Source organism: Bradyrhizobium sp. LMG 9283 (assembly GCF_045571415.1).
GTDB lineage: Bacteria > Pseudomonadota > Alphaproteobacteria > Rhizobiales > Xanthobacteraceae > Bradyrhizobium.
Window position 1 is genome coordinate 1,949,161 of record NZ_CP120691.1, and the last position, 14,789, is coordinate 1,963,949.

Genomic DNA, 14,789 nt, shown 5'->3' on the forward strand with positions numbered 1-14,789 from the left:
TCATGCGGCGCGATGGCGTCGCATGAATTCGGTCCCGGTCCCTTGCATGCACTGGCGATCCCGCCGAATGGGGACGCCATCCTGGCGTCCGCGATTTTGCGGAACTGGCCACGCAAGCCGTGATGACGGCCTGAGCTCTGCGATCTGCGCCGGGCGTTTGGTGCGCATCAGCCGGTCCGATGTCGGCTTCGCGATCTCTGAAGAGAACAGAGACATCGATCCATGAAGTTGCCCAGTGAGACCATTCCCGTGCAGCCCTGCACCCATACGATCTATCGCCCCCGCGGCGGGATCGAGGGCTATCGTCAGGTCCGCGATCCCGCCGGCCGGCTGGCCGTCACCGCCTTTCCGATCGCGATGGCCAAGGACTTGGCGGCGAGCTGCGATCTGTGGTCCGCGTGCTACGTGATCGCAGGGCACGGCGAAGCCTATATCGGCGAGAGCAACCGCGCGGCCCGGTGCGTCGCCGAGCACGCCGCAGATCCTGCCAAAGCCTTCGCCGCAGAGGCCTACCTGCTCCACGAGCAGGAGCCGCACACGCTGGCCTGGTCGGCGCGGCTCTACCTGGATCACCGCCTGACCGCGCTCGCCCAAGAGGCCGGTCTGGTCACCTTGGCCAACACCGCCCCGCCGCGGGTTCTGCCTTGGCCGGTCGAACACACAGCAACATTGGAGCGGCTTGTGACTGAGGGCCGGCGCCTGCTGTTCGACGCCGGCTGCAGGATATTCAACGCCAACCGCGTAAGACGGTTGCCCGCGGATGCCGAGATCAAGGGCAGCCAGAACGCGGACGAGGCCGCCGCGACCGACTTGCCGATGGCGTCCCCGCCCGAAGGCGAGCTCGAACTGGACTATTGCGGAATCTGGGCCCGGGGCCATCACGACGACGAGGGGTTCGTGGTCTCGGCGGGCTCCGAGGTGCGCAACATCCTGAACGCAAGCCTCCGGCAAAACATCAGGGATCTCCGCGCCGAACTTCGCGCCAAGGGCGTCCTGGTGCCGATTGCCGGCGTCCAAGATCGCCTGCGCTTTCGGGTGGGGTGGACCTTCTTCTCCGCTGCGGTGGCGGCCAAGCTTATCACTGGGGCGCATGTCGCCGCCACCAAGTGGGTGCGCCCGCGCAGCCCCGAGCCGCGCGCGGAGTAGGAGGCCCTGCAAAATGTCCAATCCCACGTGGATGCGGGGGCACCAGCCCGCGCAAGACGCGAACGCCAATCTCTCCGCCCGCTATGCCGCGATCGCGTTGGTGCTGTCATTGATGCCGATCCCGCAGCTGGGCGACGACAAGACCGACATCGCGATGAGCGCGGTGCTGTCCATCGCGCTCGACGCCGATCCCAGATGCGCGCTCGTGCTCGCCCATGTCATCGATCGCGCCGAGCATGATCCGCACCGCGCAGATCAATTGTGTCGCTCCTGGTCCGAGTTCTACCTAAGTCACTCGGCCTCCCGCGGCGGCGCTGCCTGGCCGAGCGGGCCGTGCTGAAGGCGCTGCGCGCGTTCGCTGAGCTACGAACCGGCGAGGAGCGCAGAGCATGAAGCTTCAGCCTGGCTCTCACCTCAAGGCCAATTTGATGCGAATCCGGCCGGCCGTCACTGGCGCCATGCCGCGAAATCGGGCGCGGACACACCGCTGGCGTGGCCGAGCGGTTGAACTCGCTTCGTGTAAGACCCGTGGGCTGGTGATATCGATGACGGCGTGGCTATCGACTAACCGGTCTCGCGCTTCGGAGCCTTGTGCTTTCGCCGTTCGAGCCAGTCTCTGGCGGCTTCCTCCAGGATCTCCGACGCCGTCGTGTCGTCCTCAAGGGCGGCTCGCTTGATCGCCTTGATCACCTCGCCGGACATCGTCGCGAAGAAATTCCGTTTTTGCTGCCCGGTCGGTGCCTTCGCTTTGCTTTGCTTTGCGGATTTTCCTGCGTCAGCCATGAGTTCTCCGGGGGTGAGGGGCTCAAGGATTCGCATGTTGACGAATCCTTGAGCGTGGATTCTAGGCGGAGTTCGGCCAAATGGCCATAGGCAGCAGGGGGCATAGGAACATTGCAGCTCGCTATGCATATATGTACATTTTTATACAGATGGACGTTGACATAGGTATATGTTTATGGTCTGTTCCCGGGCCTTGGAATGTCGCGAGGCTCCTAATGACGCGTGAGGAAGTCGATGGGGGCGAGTTGGCTGTTCCTGATCTGTTGGACCGGCTCGGTGATCGCAATGTGGGATGCGATAGGGATGGCTCGATTCCGGTGTGCAACCTGCGGCCGCAAGGGCGAGTGCGATTATGAATCGCACCGTCATGAATGCCCGCTCTGCCAATCGCCGGATGTCGTGTTCGCGCTAGCCATCGATGAACTGCCGGAGGAGCTCGTGGCGGCGCTGCTTCAGTCCGAGCCTCTCGATGACGACGACAATAGTGAGGACTGACGTGCGCTTGTGGGTATTGTCGGATTTGCATGTGGAATTGACGCGCGGCTGGGACCTGCCGGCGGGCGACGCCCGGCCGCAGTTCGACGTCCTGGTGATCGCCGGCGATCTGATCCCGCGCATGGAACGGGGTGTGACGTGGCTGCTCGAGCGGGTACCGGATCGGCCGGTGCTGTACGTTGGCGGCAATCACGAATTTTACGGCACCGATATCGACCGGACGGTCGAGAAGGCCAGAGCGACCGCCGCGGGTACGAACGTCCATCTGCTTCAGCATGACTGCATTCGGATCGGCGACGTGACCTTCGCTGGCGCAACCACCTGGACGGACTTCGATCTGTTCGGCGATCCGCATCGCGCCATGGGAGTCGCGGCCGAGCGCATGAACGACTTCCGCAAGATCAGGATTGGCCGCCATGCCAAGCGCTTCCGCCCGAGTTACGCGCTGGCTCGGCACCTGCAGGCCCGTTCGTTTTTCGAATTGGAGATGCGCAAGCCGCGTTCGGGTAAGCTGGTGGTGATCTCCCATCACGCCCCGCATGCCGGCGCTGCTTTGGCGCCCTCCGACCCCTTAGGGCCGGACGAGATCCTCAGCGCTGCTTACCGGAGCGACCTGACGGCCCTGATGCGACCGGCGGCGAATGACGGGCGCGGCGCGCTCAAGCCCGCCGATCTCTGGATCTACGGCCACACCCACGAATCCGAGGACACCATGATCGGTGCAACGCGCGTGGTGTCGAACGCGAAGGGCTATGGACCGTGGCCGCCCCAGCAGCATGCCTGGGACAACCGGAACTTCGATCCGAATCTCATCATCGAGATCTGAAGGGGAGCGGCGGGACATGACGGAGATCGACGAAAACCGGACGCAGGCGAACGCGCTTACGTCCTCTCCTTGATTTGAGTGAAAGTTCAAGCAATGTGCGACAAAAAAGAGGTCCAGGGTCTCCCCGCTTGGTTCGTCTCCGCCAAGACCGCGACCCCGATCCCGCTGCAACATCCAGCGCTCCGCGATGCGCTGATCCATGCCACGCTAGATCCGCGGGTGCGGTCTATCGATTACCTCGCCTCAGCCCACGTCGCCTCCGCGCGGGTCGAGCTCGATGCGATCATCATCCAGCATGAGGACGGACGCTATGTCCTGGATGTCGTCCCGGCGCGGCGGATCCGGGATATCGATGAGGCAGGCCTCGTTCTGATCGCGCTGGATGAGCTCAATCTCAACCAGCTTGAGCTCACAGCCGAAGAGATCGGGCGCGAGCCGCGCCGTGCAAATGCGAACCTGGTCTGGGCCCACCAAGACGTGCCTGTTCCGATCGGGCTGCGCCTGCGCATCCTGCAAGTCCTGCTCGACGAGGGGCCGATGCCGCTCGGCCAGTTGCTCAAGTCCTTGGCCGGCGAGACCGATCCCGCGCCAGCGGTGATGGCGCTCGCCTGCGCCAATCTCGTCTGTCTCGATCTCTTCGCCCAGCCACTGAGCCCGACAACACTTGTCCGACTCTGCGCGCAAGCGAACCACGCATGAGCTCCGACGACGAGGCATGCGATTTGTCGGATGCCGTCGAGCACGCGGTCTCGAGGAGCGCGGCCGCCACTCTGGCCGACTGTGACGAGCACGTCCGCAAGCCGATCATGAGGACGACGCTTCTGCAACGAAATGCCGAAGGTAACATCATGAGATTGCTGGATGCACAGGTCTGTGATGGCGAATTGCTGCTCGTCCTCCGGGGGGATCCCGCCGAGATGTTCACCGCCAAGGCGATGATTGCCGATATTGTTGGATGCGGCGTTCATCTCGTCACGCCGGGAATGATGCGACGGATCAGGGGCGCCCAGAGGAGGGTGGGCGAATCCAGCCTCGAGTTCCTCGCTCGGATCGCCATCATTGACACCATCGCAGGCGGCCTCTCGGCAGACGAGCCCGTCATCGTGCGATATCCCGGCGTGATGAGCGGCAGTCCGGTGTTCCGGGGCACACGCATACCGCCAGGGCCGGTTTTCGCCAAACTGGGTAGCACATCGGCCGACGACATCGCGCGCCTGGAGCACCCGTCGCTCTCTCGGTACGAGATCGAGACCGCTCTGCAACAGGCTTGCCGTCTGCTCGAGCGCGATGCGCCATGGGTGGAACGAAGATGATGCGATCCTTGGTCCTGATCAAGGGCGACCGGGCGACTATCCTGCACGTGCGCCACCACCACGTCACCATCTTCAACCCGGACCGCAGGAGCGCCATTCGCGAGCCGGCCGGACCTATCCTGTGGATCGACGGCTATCGGTCGCGGGCGATCTGCGAGGACGGATTTTGATGGACGTCATGAGCAGAGAGTCATGATCCGCGTCACAATTACACGCAACGGCGAACTGCTCGACGAGATTATCTTCGGCGACAATGGGGCTCACGAGGGGAGTACGAGCGGCGTTTATCGCGACATTGTGCGGGACGGCACGGATGCCGTCCTCTGGCAGCAGGTTGCGGACGTCGCGCAAATCGTCGCCGCGCGCGGCAATCTCCTGCCTCTCCCGAAACAGACGCGCGCAGCGAAGCAAATTTCAACAACTTATATTCCGCCTCGAGGAAGGGGACAGACGTTCCGCCGCTTGCTGGCGAGGCACTGCAGCGGAAGGCGGGCGATCGCACCGTGATCGTTGAGGACGATCTCGATCGTCTCAAGCCCGATTCGGAGCAGGCTAACGGCAGAGATTCCGAGCACTGGAGAATGCTTGGCCGTGACGGTCGCGGCAGGCACCGATACTTGGCCCCCCGCGTGGCCTCCAAGGACAGCGCCGGCAACGATCGGACGATTATACTGCTTGGGGCTTTGTGGTGGCGCGCGGTGGCCAAACGCGGTGCTTGACGCGGGACCGGCTGGCTCCAGATCAACATCGCGAGTGGGACTGATGGTAACACTGAGTGCCCGTGATGTGTCGCGGACAAAGGGCTCTTGCGTTGACCTGCGTAGAGTCCTGTTCGTTGTAATATCTCAAAGAGTGCCCTGCCAACTGAGATCAGCGCACACGTCTTGAAACCACCTTGTCGCCACGCTGCGCGGTTCTACAGATCGACCTTTCACGCTAGTTGAGAAACAAGAGGAACGAGCTCCGACTGCCGATGAGCTCCGTCTTCGAGAAGATCGCTTTCAGACGTTCCTCACGGTTGAGGACCAATGCAGGTTGGCGACCGGCAGCAACCAGGCTGACACTTTCAATGCGGCGACATTCGTCGGATTGTTCGGTACCTTCAATTTCGAAAGCCTTCTCGGCAACGACCCCATCACCGGCAACGGCAATACGCGCATCTCATATTCCCAGGCAAGCGGAAGCGTTTCCGTCGATCTCTCGACGGGAGCGGTGAGCGGAGCCGCAGGCGCCGACGTCATCACGGGTGGCGTCAACAGCGTCCAGGGTTCCAATCTGGCCGACACGCTGGTCGGCAGCTCAAATGACGAGTACTTCTTCGGCAGTGGCGGCGCCGACGCGATCAGTGCCGGAGGCGGCAATGACGGCATCACCGGCCAGGGCGGCAACGATACGATCGACGGCGGCGCCGGCACCGACATGGTGATCTTCACCGGGACCCAATCGCAGTACACCGTCACGACGCTTGGACCGATTGTCGTTCAAGACAATACGGCGGGCCGAGACGGCATCGACAGCCTGACCAATGTCGAAGTGCCACAGTTCAGCGACGCAATCGTGCTGCTGTCGTCGGGGGCTTCGGGCAGTCTGATTGATTTCTCGACGCAACAGCAGATCTCCGGCAGTGCGTCCGTCATCGGAACGGCCGGTGACGATTATCTCTGTATCGGGAGCAACATCTTCGGCCATCAGATCAATCTGGGGGGCCGGGTAGCGGATACTGTCTTGCTCAACGGCAGCGTCTTCGGCAATAGTTACACGCTCAATCTTGCCGGCGTCGAGAACCTGGTTGGCAGCAATAGCGACGAATTCGTCAACCTGACGAACAACGCTGACGGATTGGTCGTAAACCTCGGCAGCGGCAATGACCATCTCAGCTTCGTGGGCGGCACCAACACGCTGAGCCTCGTGGACGTCGAGGGGATCGCCGGATCCGATTTCTGTGCGACGCCTGGCGTCAATGACGTGCTCAACTTGTCGACGACGATCACTGGCTGGAGATCAGCCTCGGCAACGGCGACAACACGATGAATCTCGCCGCCGGCGCGAACTCGTTCGTGAACATCTTCGATGTCAACGCCAACGGAACCGCGCGTGATGACACTCTGAGTGTGACCGGCGCGATCTCTGCTGCGGACGGGGTCGCGATCGACCTCGGTAATGGCGAGGACACGATCGTCCTTAACGCGAAACTTCGCTGCATTTGCCGCGGTCGGTGTCGAGCACATCAATGGCAATGCAGGCGATAATTCTTTGAGCTTGATGGACAATGTCGACGCGTCGCCATCGACATGGGCGGTGGCAGCGATCTGGTCTCTCTCGCCATGGCGTGAATTCGCTCAGCATCGTTGGCGTCGAAACCTCAATGGCAGTGATTTCACCGGCAACCTCAACCCATCGGACGACACGGTCACACTCCTGAACACCGTATCCGGCGTCACGGTCAATCTCGGCGAGGGTACAGCCAACGTGCTGAACCTCGCCGCAGGCAGCAATTCGTTCGACAATCTCTGGAACGTGAATCTGCTCAACGGGAGCTCGTCGAACGATACTCTGACGTTGAACGGCAGTCCCGGCGAACGCGACCGATCTCGGCGACGGCAACGACACCTTGAACTTCAACGCGAACGTCTACGACATCACGGTAAGCAATGTCGAAAACATCAATGCTGGCGCGAATTTCGACAGGATCACGATCGGCAATACGTCCGGCAACACGACGATCACTGCCGGCGCGGGCGCGGATGAAATCTTCGCCGGCGCAGGCCACGACAACTTCCGTTTCGCCAGCATCGCAGATTCCGCCACCGGTGCTGCCGATACCATTCACAATTTCGATGCGGACAACGATAGCTTTTCCTTCTCAGGTGCCAGCATCGCCGGCGGTCACATCGAGTATGTGGACAGTGCGGCGCTCCTCGGCGCGAACCAGGCTTCGGCCATCTGCAGTGTTTTGGGCCTGGCAACGACTACCTCCAGATCGATATCGACGGCGACGGAGCCAGTGATATGGACGTTAGCCTGCAAAACGCCACTGGCACGCTACACAATGGCAACTTCCTCATCACCTAGGCTTTGGAGAAGGCGTCAGCTTCGGGGCCAGATGGCCCCGGGACGTATGCGGCGCGCCTCAAAACAAAGACCGCCACCATCCGGTTACCCGGTGTGGCGGCAGTCGTTAGTCCAGCCTGGCTCGGCCTCAGCCAAGCGCTCTCGAATTTACCGGACGTACCAGTATCCCCACCAGCGCTGGGACACGGGCCGTGCCTGCGCTTTCATGGCCGCGACTTCCTCGATCGGGCGAAGCTGGGGACCATAGATCGCGGGTGGGTAGACATCATCCCACAGCACAAGTCCGCCTTGGACGGAAGCCGCCCGATAATGCGCCGGACCAAGCGCGAGCTCGGCGGCTGGCGCCACGGATGCGGTCAAGGTGAGGCCAAGAGCAGACAGGGCAATGGATGGAATAAGCACGCGGAAGTTCATTGGATTGAATCCCTCTAAATGCGATGCGAAATAATGCGACGGCTCCCGGACGGTTGCAAGGGCATCAGTCGACCGATCGGCCCGAATTCCCCGTTGCGGGAGGCGGGGTCTGCGCGACGCGCTCCTGCTCGACGATCAAAGGCTCGGGCCCGCAAGCTCGCAAAAGCATCTTTATATAGAGAGTGATCGTTGCCGGCCGAAATGAGAGGGGGGTGATCGGACACGGCATCGCCTTGCACACAAGAGGTCGAGGACGTGAACAATCTTTCGGCGCCGAGAGCCATCGAGAATCATGATGTCGACACACTGCTCGGTCTTGATGTGTCCCCGGACTATCCGGGACGACCCTCCATGGCTTCTGCATTTGTCTCAGCTTCCATTTTTGGCGCTGGCCTCATCTTGGGATACGCGCTCCGTGCTTGGCGCGTCCAGCGAAGGGCTGCAAGCTCCGGTGAGACTTCGACTCGCACCTCAACATTCGGCCATGCCCGTCGAGCCTTTTAGGCACCGTCCGGCTCGCCGGGGGCACTCGGGGTTTCACTGAAACGGATGGGGGCATGACGAGATGAGTGAACCCAAGAAGGACGCTCCGCGGCGATACATCGTGGATGGCGCGGGACAGCGTGTTCTCGTCGGCCTAACGATTTCGGAGACGGTCGAGTTCGAAACGCTGGACAATCCGGATGCGCGATTGCGCGCCGGTTTGCCGGACCAGGAGCGTCGTCTGCACCAGAACGAGCACGGCGCGCGTTGGCTGGAGCTCTACGTCAAGCATGAGCGGGCCTGGAACGATTGGATGGCCGAGACGCGTGCCCGGCTGCAGAAGCCCTGCTTGCTCAATTAGGCGAGGCGCTTCACGTCTGGGCGCCGAGGCCCATTTGACCCTCGTCGCGGAAGGGCTTTGGCAGGCACATGGCAAGCGGTTGCCACTATGTCACACCGCGAGCATGCGGCTTCCCTGGATGCTCATCAGGGTGAGATTGCCGGTCGCATAGGCGCCGGTATCGATGTTGGCGCGGTTATTTCGCACATCGGCGTTCCGCACCGGCGTGTGACCGTGCACGATATATTTGCCGAAATGCTTTTCGCTCTCCAGGAACTCCTCGCGAATCCACAAAAGATCGTTCTCCTGCTGTTCGGATAACGCCACGCCCGGTCGAACGCCCGCATGCACAAAGAAGAAATCCCCGCACGTAAAGCTCAGCCGCAGATTGTCCAGGAATTCCAGATGCTCAGTCGGCATTGCGCGAATCAAATCGCGTAAGATCGATGTCGGCTCGTCGCGCCTCAAGTCCGGCGGGGCGAGCCCGTAAGACATCAATGTCTGGGTCCCCCCGACGGCAATCCAGTCCGCGAACAGTGAAGGGTCTTCTAACACGCTCACCAGAAATGCCTCGTGATTACCCTTGAGGAAGACCGCATTGCCCCGGCGACTACGCTCGACCAGGATGTCGAGGGTGGCGCGCGTGTCCGGGCCGCGATCGATGTAATCGCCCATGAAAACCTCGATCGCATAGTGCGGGCGGCTGCGAGCCACGTCGGCGTCGATCACCCGCAACATCGGCTGGAGCAAGTGCGCACAGCCGTGAATATCCGAGATCGCATAGATGCGAACTCCCTCCGGCAGGTGCGGCTTTTGGATTGGCCGACGTGGTCGGGCGAAAGATATCATGGCGCTCAATCGATGAGGTGGTCGAGAAAATTTCCCCAAGTCGCCGGCACCTGAGAACTCCCCATGTGACGCGAACAATGTGCGGTGAATAGGGTAGCGTCGTTCTCCGGCTTGATCACGCCAAAAGAAGGGCGGAACTTTTTGCCTACCTGTTTGCAACGGGTCAGCGAAGAGCGGTCCGTGGAAATTGCATCGCTGAACTGCAGAGCGCGGCAAAGATGCATGCCTCAACGCAAATCCTACGATGCCTTCGTAGTCAGAAATTGAAGTTCCCGCAAATACTGTTCGCAGTCTCGCAACAGGATCGGCGCCTCAAAGATGAGCGAAGACGCGCTCGCGCGAGCATTAAAGCGTCGTGTTGGATGTGGAACTCGATTCAAAATAGGGCAGCGCGTCGCCGACATGTCAGCACTGTGACGAGATTTTTCAGCGCGTCGAATTATCACTTCCCATTCGACGCGACGCATCAGTGCATCGCAAAAGTTTTGCATGCAGCGCCACAATGTCGCTGCGATCACTTAACACCCTTCGTCTGGGAAGCGGCAAATCTTCAGCATCACAATGACCGCCAGGCACTCTCCACACGTAGAGGATCGAATGGTTGTTGCAACTTATGGTTCTGAAAGCACCTATGCGGTGTCCTCCGCACGGGGCACGGCTCTTCAGAGGCCGTTTCAGCTTCTCGTCATCGCGGCCGACCTTTTGCTGATCTTGCTCTGCTACGCGGTGGCGTCGGAACTGTATAGCCTCGCTACGCCATCATCTGGAGACGGAGCGCCCATCGGCGCCGGACTGATCGTCAGCGCAGTGTTCGTTGCGATCGCATATTTTCAGGGTGTGTATGCAACGCACCGTTTGCTCAGTCTGGTCTGGCAATTGCGCAAAGCGGTGATCATCTGGCTGGTGTCACTGACAATCCTTGCTGTCGCGGCGTTCCTATTGAAATCGTCGGACAATTTGTCCCGCGGCACGTTCCTTATCTTCACCGGCGTTGGCGGCGTTGGATTGCTCAGCCTGCGCTTTGCGTGGCAGTGGGCGCTCGGCACGAGCTTTGCCAAGGGCCGGTTGGTCGATCGCAAGGTTGCCCTGCTCAGCCTGAAGCCGCTTGATTTCACCTCGAGCCGTTTCAAGGACCTGCGCAAGAACGGATTCGACGTGGTTCGCCATTTCGTGCTTTCCGCTAACAGCCATGGGGCCAGCTGGGAGAGGCAAATCCGCGATGTCATCCTCCAATCCCGTGCAGCAGATGTCGAGGAGTACCTGTTGGCGGTTGACTGGAACGAGCTGCCGTCGTTGCAGCAACTCGAACTGCACCTGCGCGCCGTACCACAGCCGATCCGTCTGTTGCCGGATAATTCGATCGCAGATCTGGTATCGCGTCCGTTTTTGCCGGTCAGCGGCACGGTGGCAATCGAGATTCAGCGACCACCGCTCAGCGTGTTTGAACGCCTCCAGAAGCGCTGCCTCGACGTCGGTCTGGCGTTGTTTTCGCTAGTGGCCCTAGCGCCGGTGCTGATCACCGTCTCCATTCTGATCAAGCTGGATTCGCCTGGGAGCGTGATCTTTCGACAGTCGCGCCGCGGCTTCAACGGCAAGCCGTTCGACATCTGGAAATTTCGCAGCATGTACGTGTGCGAGAATGGTCACTCGATTACTCAGGCAACCAAGAGGGACGCACGCGTCACGAGGATTGGGCGCTTCCTCCGCATGACCAGCATTGACGAGTTGCCCCAGCTCTGGAACGTGCTGCGCGGCGACATGTCGTTGGTCGGACCACGCCCGCATGCGCTTGCCCATGACAACTATTATGACGAGATCATCAGCAACTACGTATACCGCCACCACATGAAGCCGGGCCTCACGGGCTGGGCTCAGGTTAACGGTTTCCGGGGCGAAACGCCGACCATCGACCTGATGGAAAAGCGGGTAGAATATGACGTTTGGTATGTAAGGAATTGGAGCATTTGGCTCGACCTGAAAATCATGGCGCGCACCGCGGCTACCGTCATTTCCCAGGAGGCGTATTAGGTCAGCGCAGGCGTCATTGGCGGCGCGGCGCGGACTCATAGGCGCTGAGCTAGATGCGGATTGAGGCGAGAGCTCCTTTTGGAGCCCTCCAGCCGTCGCGCCAATCACCAAGTTTTAGGTCTTACGCCGACGCGCCCTGTTCCACAGCCGCATGATGGCCTCCCGTATTGCGATCAGCCGGGGCATCAGAACGAAAAAGACTCCCGTTGCGAATGATCCGAGAGCGTGGCGAAAGGAGAATTGTTCGTTGTGATCGAGCTGGTCTTGATGCTTTTCGATCGGGACGGGCGCAAGGATTGTTCCTGACCTGTTGAGCCGCGATCGCGCCCCGCGGGGAGGAACCACGATGAGCACGAATAAAACGTTGAGCAGTAGCCAGATGCTTAATATGGCAAGTACCGTCATCCAGTCCCACCGAAATGCAAGAGTATGGGTCAAATTAACCGTCGGAACCTCAGAAGGAAAGGGTCCACAGCGCATTTGCAATGTAAGTCGGCTCCTTTCAGCCGACGAGTTCCCGCAGATACTCTATCTCGATCACCTCACGCCCGCCTTCATCAATCCGCGCGAACATCGGCTACGACAATGACCGTCGTTTGTGGACTCCGTACCACTACGGTTGGCGCTGGACCTATGGATCGCGCGAGCGTTAGGTGAGTTCGCCGGCGGCGGCAACCGCCCCCCGTATTGCGCAAGAGAATTCATCGTGAAAAGAAGACGCGCGGCGGCGCGCCAATCATAACCATCTTCCCGAACGATCGAAGATCTGTAACCTATGAGCGATGCGGTCAACTCCGGCATCACCCCGGATCGACCGGTGAGGCTGGGTTCGGGCGAGTGCAGCGAAGCGAGTGCTTGTTCCGGGCGAAGTCCACGCCTCGTGTTTTGGTGCCGACTGCTCCCCGCACTGCATCAGGAGTTTCCTGTCCGAATTCAACCGCGCAATGTCGACAGGAAGGACGGGTCGATCGATTCAACGGCATCCTCAAGGAAAGCCTTGCCCAGTTTTGATGCCCTCCGATAAGCGGACACGAGTGCCGATCTCGACGCAGGTCGGCGAATTAGGATAAGCCGAACGTCATTGCGTACGAGGTCCTTGACATCGGGAAGGGCGAGTGCGTCAAAACGGGCCGCCATGTCGATCCGCACCGGCATCAATCGCGCGTCGTTTGGTGCGACAAAATACGCCATCTTCAGGGCCTCGACCACGACCGGATCGTACGGGTCGCGCTGGACTTGAAGCAGAGCCAGTGCCAGCCATAGTTCAGGTTTGTAGGGAGAGATCGACAGCGTCCGCCTGACCCGGCCGAGAGCATCGGGCGCTATTGATCGCAGGATCGTGAGCCTTTGCTGACCGGACTCAATTGTCTGCAGCGCGGCGATCAATGCATGATTGCTCTCCAGCTCTGATCCAAACGCCGAGCGCGTTCCCAACAATGAGGGCGCATCTGCAGTCCACCGCGCCGCAATCTCGGCCGCATCTGCGGGAAACGTTATCCGTCCCAGCGCCGTCACCTCCGCTACGGCCGACACGATCGCATAGGATCCGACCGTCAAGGCCGACGCCATCAGAAGAATGCGAAATCTGCTCGATGAACTCATTCTCGATGCCCAATGTTACGGTCGCGCGGATGCCGCCGAGTGGTTGGCGCCACTGGTCCGTCCCACTGATTGTGCAAGCCCAACTCCGACCAACACCGCCACGATCGCTTGAATCGTGGGGTTTGAGAGACTCGAGTCAAGAAAGCTTTCGCAGAGTACAACGACAACGCCGGCGGCCGCGGCAGCCGCGAAAAAGGAATCACGTCCTCGCCGAACGGCGCCGCGAAGGCTAACGAGGAAGAACTGGGCGGCGAAGGCTACCAGGATGGCGCTCGCCAATCTTCCCGCCTCGACAGCCATTAAGACGGCGGTGGAAGGTGGGTCTGCCAGCGCGGCGCCGAACTCCTGATAGGCTCTCGAAGTCAGCCTAAAGGTTCCGAGACCATTCCCCCACGTCGGTGCATCAGAGAGCAAGTGCTTTGCCGGCGCAACTGCTTCCGGGGGGAGGCTGACGAATCCAAGGAGGCCCAAGCTTCCGGATCGAGAGTGCGGTACAGCCATCGCGCTGGCGATCGCTGCAAGGACCAAGAACAATAGCGCCGAAGGCCAAGACCGAAATCCCAGGCGCCGGACAGCAGCTATGAACACGAGCACCATCAATCCGCAGCCAGTAACCGCCACCAATGTGTGCTGTTCGAGGGCCGCAAGTGCGGCGAATGCTACGGCAATTCCTAACAAGCCGCAGAAAACGCCGACCCACAGTTGGGGCGAGGCCAGATTGTGGATGTTCTGCTGGTGCAGGTGGCGTTCGAGTGCCCGGGCGACGAGCGCTCCATTTGTCAATATCGCAAGAGCAGCTGCTGCCGGAAACAGATTCGTAGCTGCGCCGGACTGGGGAATGATTCCGGCGAATAAATCGAGCCGGCCGAGTAGGAACTCGACTGACATGAGGGTCGTCACTGCGCTCAATACGAACAGGATCGTTTCGGCCATACGGCGATCCCTGGCGATGATGACGGTCGACACCAGGAGCGACACATCGACCAGATAGAGGAACAGGCTTTGCAACGTCGCGCCCGTATCAACGCTGATGCGGCCCGGCAGCGATGGCTGATTCAATGCGATCGAAGTCGCCGACCAGATCGGGTTCGCAAGCGAAGACATCGGCAACATTTGCAACGTCATCCAGACGACCGGAAGCAAGAATATGAGAAGAAATTGCTTCAGCAACTGCGCGGCCGACGCGATTTGCGCCTCCGGACCTCTTGTTGCCATTGCCATCATTAACGCACTAGCAAGTGAAATCACCTGCTGTACGAAGGAACCGCTTGTGATGGCCAAGATCGGAGTCGCGGCCAGCAATGTGATCAGAAGCCAGGAAGCGATGAGCAATCGGAGAACCGTGAGACGTGGAAGGCGGAATGGAGTGCAGCATTGCACAAGTCGGACATTGATACGCGTCGCATAGCCGCGCATGCGACGCCACCTTCGTCTCGGT

The 14,789-nt window shown here is 60.5% G+C and carries 17 protein-coding genes; 13 read left to right on the forward strand and 4 right to left on the reverse strand.

All coding sequences use genetic code 11. The features are described 5' to 3' along the window. The first annotated feature begins 222 nt into the window (after window positions 1–222). Window positions 223–1,146 (forward strand): hypothetical protein, encoded by a 924-nt coding sequence (locus tag P6U29_RS09060; protein ID WP_407117267.1) that lies wholly within the window; start codon window positions 223–225, stop codon window positions 1,144–1,146. A gap of 13 nt (window positions 1,147–1,159) precedes the next feature. Continuing rightward, window positions 1,160–1,486 (forward strand): hypothetical protein, encoded by a 327-nt coding sequence (locus P6U29_RS09065; protein WP_407117268.1) that lies wholly within the window; start codon window positions 1,160–1,162, stop codon window positions 1,484–1,486. 224 nt (window positions 1,487–1,710) lie between these two features. On the opposite strand, the gene P6U29_RS09070 is transcribed toward P6U29_RS09065, so the two are convergent. Further along, window positions 1,711–1,965, reverse strand: coding sequence for a hypothetical protein (locus tag P6U29_RS09070; RefSeq protein WP_245266644.1), 255 nt, complete (start codon window positions 1,963–1,965; stop codon window positions 1,711–1,713). Window positions 1,966–2,232: 267 nt separating this feature from the next. Between P6U29_RS09070 and P6U29_RS09075 the strand changes: the two genes are divergently transcribed. The 10 genes from P6U29_RS09075 (at window position 2,233) to P6U29_RS09120 (ending at window position 8,893) form a co-directional block, all read left to right on the forward strand. Further along, a complete protein-coding gene (locus tag P6U29_RS09075; protein WP_407117269.1) occupies window positions 2,233–2,424 on the forward strand; it encodes a hypothetical protein in 192 nt (63 codons plus the stop codon). After that, window positions 2,399–3,250 (forward strand): metallophosphoesterase, encoded by an 852-nt coding sequence (locus tag P6U29_RS09080; RefSeq protein ID WP_407117270.1) that lies wholly within the window; start codon window positions 2,399–2,401, stop codon window positions 3,248–3,250. The genes P6U29_RS09075 and P6U29_RS09080 overlap by 26 nt, the downstream gene beginning before the upstream one ends. 93 nt (window positions 3,251–3,343) lie before the next feature. Further along, entirely contained in the window at window positions 3,344–3,949 is a 606-nt protein-coding gene (locus tag P6U29_RS09085) for a hypothetical protein (protein ID WP_407117271.1), read from the forward strand. Further along, the gene (locus tag P6U29_RS09090; protein ID WP_407117272.1) at window positions 3,946–4,563 is read left to right on the forward strand and encodes a DUF433 domain-containing protein; all 618 of its coding nucleotides are present in this window, start codon (window positions 3,946–3,948) and stop codon (window positions 4,561–4,563) included. Before P6U29_RS09085 ends, P6U29_RS09090 begins: the two co-directional genes overlap by 4 nt. Then, window positions 4,563–4,733, forward strand: coding sequence for a hypothetical protein (locus P6U29_RS09095; RefSeq protein ID WP_407117273.1), 171 nt, complete (start codon window positions 4,563–4,565; stop codon window positions 4,731–4,733). The genes P6U29_RS09090 and P6U29_RS09095 overlap by 1 nt, the downstream gene beginning before the upstream one ends. Before the next feature lie 22 nt (window positions 4,734–4,755). Next, complete coding sequence (locus P6U29_RS09100) at window positions 4,756–5,070, forward strand: hypothetical protein (RefSeq protein ID WP_407117274.1); 315 nt, start codon at window positions 4,756–4,758, stop codon at window positions 5,068–5,070. Window positions 5,071–5,598: 528 nt separating this feature from the next. Continuing rightward, complete coding sequence (locus P6U29_RS09105) at window positions 5,599–6,594, forward strand: calcium-binding protein (RefSeq protein WP_407117275.1); 996 nt, start codon at window positions 5,599–5,601, stop codon at window positions 6,592–6,594. Further along, on the forward strand, window positions 6,591–6,812 hold the full coding sequence (locus P6U29_RS09110) for a hypothetical protein (protein ID WP_407117276.1): 222 nt from the start codon (window positions 6,591–6,593) through the stop codon (window positions 6,810–6,812). Before P6U29_RS09105 ends, P6U29_RS09110 begins: the two co-directional genes overlap by 4 nt. Window positions 6,813–7,174: 362 nt before the next feature. Next, a complete protein-coding gene (locus P6U29_RS09115) occupies window positions 7,175–7,882 on the forward strand; it encodes a M10 family metallopeptidase C-terminal domain-containing protein (protein WP_407117277.1) in 708 nt (235 codons plus the stop codon). Window positions 7,883–8,614: 732 nt separating this feature from the next. Beyond that, window positions 8,615–8,893: a hypothetical protein gene (locus P6U29_RS09120; protein ID WP_407117278.1), complete on the forward strand. Its 279-nt coding sequence runs from the start codon at window positions 8,615–8,617 to the stop codon at window positions 8,891–8,893. Window positions 8,894–8,983: 90 nt separating this feature from the next. Here the strand turns inward: P6U29_RS09120 and P6U29_RS09125 are convergent, their stop codons facing one another. Beyond that, a complete protein-coding gene (locus P6U29_RS09125; protein ID WP_407117279.1) occupies window positions 8,984–9,721 on the reverse strand; it encodes a metallophosphoesterase family protein in 738 nt (245 codons plus the stop codon). A gap of 597 nt (window positions 9,722–10,318) precedes the next feature. On the opposite strand from P6U29_RS09125, the gene P6U29_RS09130 reads away from it, so the two are divergent. Then, window positions 10,319–11,749 (forward strand): undecaprenyl-phosphate glucose phosphotransferase, encoded by a 1,431-nt coding sequence (locus tag P6U29_RS09130; RefSeq protein ID WP_407117280.1) that lies wholly within the window; start codon window positions 10,319–10,321, stop codon window positions 11,747–11,749. A gap of 933 nt (window positions 11,750–12,682) precedes the next feature. On the opposite strand, the gene P6U29_RS09135 is transcribed toward P6U29_RS09130, so the two are convergent. Both P6U29_RS09135 and P6U29_RS09140 read right to left on the reverse strand, forming a co-directional pair. Continuing rightward, on the reverse strand, window positions 12,683–13,351 hold the full coding sequence (locus P6U29_RS09135; RefSeq protein ID WP_407117281.1) for a hypothetical protein: 669 nt from the start codon (window positions 13,349–13,351) through the stop codon (window positions 12,683–12,685). Window positions 13,352–13,366: 15 nt separating this feature from the next. Continuing rightward, window positions 13,367–14,767: a hypothetical protein gene (locus tag P6U29_RS09140; protein ID WP_407117282.1), complete on the reverse strand. Its 1,401-nt coding sequence runs from the start codon at window positions 14,765–14,767 to the stop codon at window positions 13,367–13,369. Between the last annotated feature and the right edge of the window lie 22 nt (window positions 14,768–14,789).

Bases quoted from the DNA above. Each gene is read 5' to 3' on its own strand.
- P6U29_RS09135 (WP_407117281.1), bottom strand. From the start codon at position 13,351: ATGAGTTCATCGAGCAGATTTCGCATTCTTCTGATGGCGTCGGCCTTG.
- P6U29_RS09070 (WP_245266644.1), bottom strand. From the start codon at position 1,965: ATGCGAATCCTTGAGCCCCTCACCCCCGGAGAACTCATGGCTGACGCA.
- P6U29_RS09140 (WP_407117282.1), bottom strand. From the start codon at position 14,767: ATGCGCGGCTATGCGACGCGTATCAATGTCCGACTTGTGCAATGCTGC.
- P6U29_RS09095 (WP_407117273.1), top strand. From the start codon at position 4,563: ATGCGATCCTTGGTCCTGATCAAGGGCGACCGGGCGACTATCCTGCAC.
- P6U29_RS09120 (WP_407117278.1), top strand. From the start codon at position 8,615: ATGAGTGAACCCAAGAAGGACGCTCCGCGGCGATACATCGTGGATGGC.
- P6U29_RS09065 (WP_407117268.1), top strand. From the start codon at position 1,160: ATGTCCAATCCCACGTGGATGCGGGGGCACCAGCCCGCGCAAGACGCG.
- P6U29_RS09125 (WP_407117279.1), bottom strand. From the start codon at position 9,721: ATGATATCTTTCGCCCGACCACGTCGGCCAATCCAAAAGCCGCACCTG.
- P6U29_RS09110 (WP_407117276.1), top strand. From the start codon at position 6,591: ATGAATCTCGCCGCCGGCGCGAACTCGTTCGTGAACATCTTCGATGTC.
- P6U29_RS09060 (WP_407117267.1), top strand. From the start codon at position 223: ATGAAGTTGCCCAGTGAGACCATTCCCGTGCAGCCCTGCACCCATACG.
- P6U29_RS09075 (WP_407117269.1), top strand. From the start codon at position 2,233: ATGGCTCGATTCCGGTGTGCAACCTGCGGCCGCAAGGGCGAGTGCGAT.
- P6U29_RS09100 (WP_407117274.1), top strand. From the start codon at position 4,756: ATGATCCGCGTCACAATTACACGCAACGGCGAACTGCTCGACGAGATT.
- P6U29_RS09080 (WP_407117270.1), top strand. From the start codon at position 2,399: ATGACGACGACAATAGTGAGGACTGACGTGCGCTTGTGGGTATTGTCG.
- P6U29_RS09130 (WP_407117280.1), top strand. From the start codon at position 10,319: ATGGTTGTTGCAACTTATGGTTCTGAAAGCACCTATGCGGTGTCCTCC.
- P6U29_RS09090 (WP_407117272.1), top strand. From the start codon at position 3,946: ATGAGCTCCGACGACGAGGCATGCGATTTGTCGGATGCCGTCGAGCAC.
- P6U29_RS09085 (WP_407117271.1), top strand. From the start codon at position 3,344: ATGTGCGACAAAAAAGAGGTCCAGGGTCTCCCCGCTTGGTTCGTCTCC.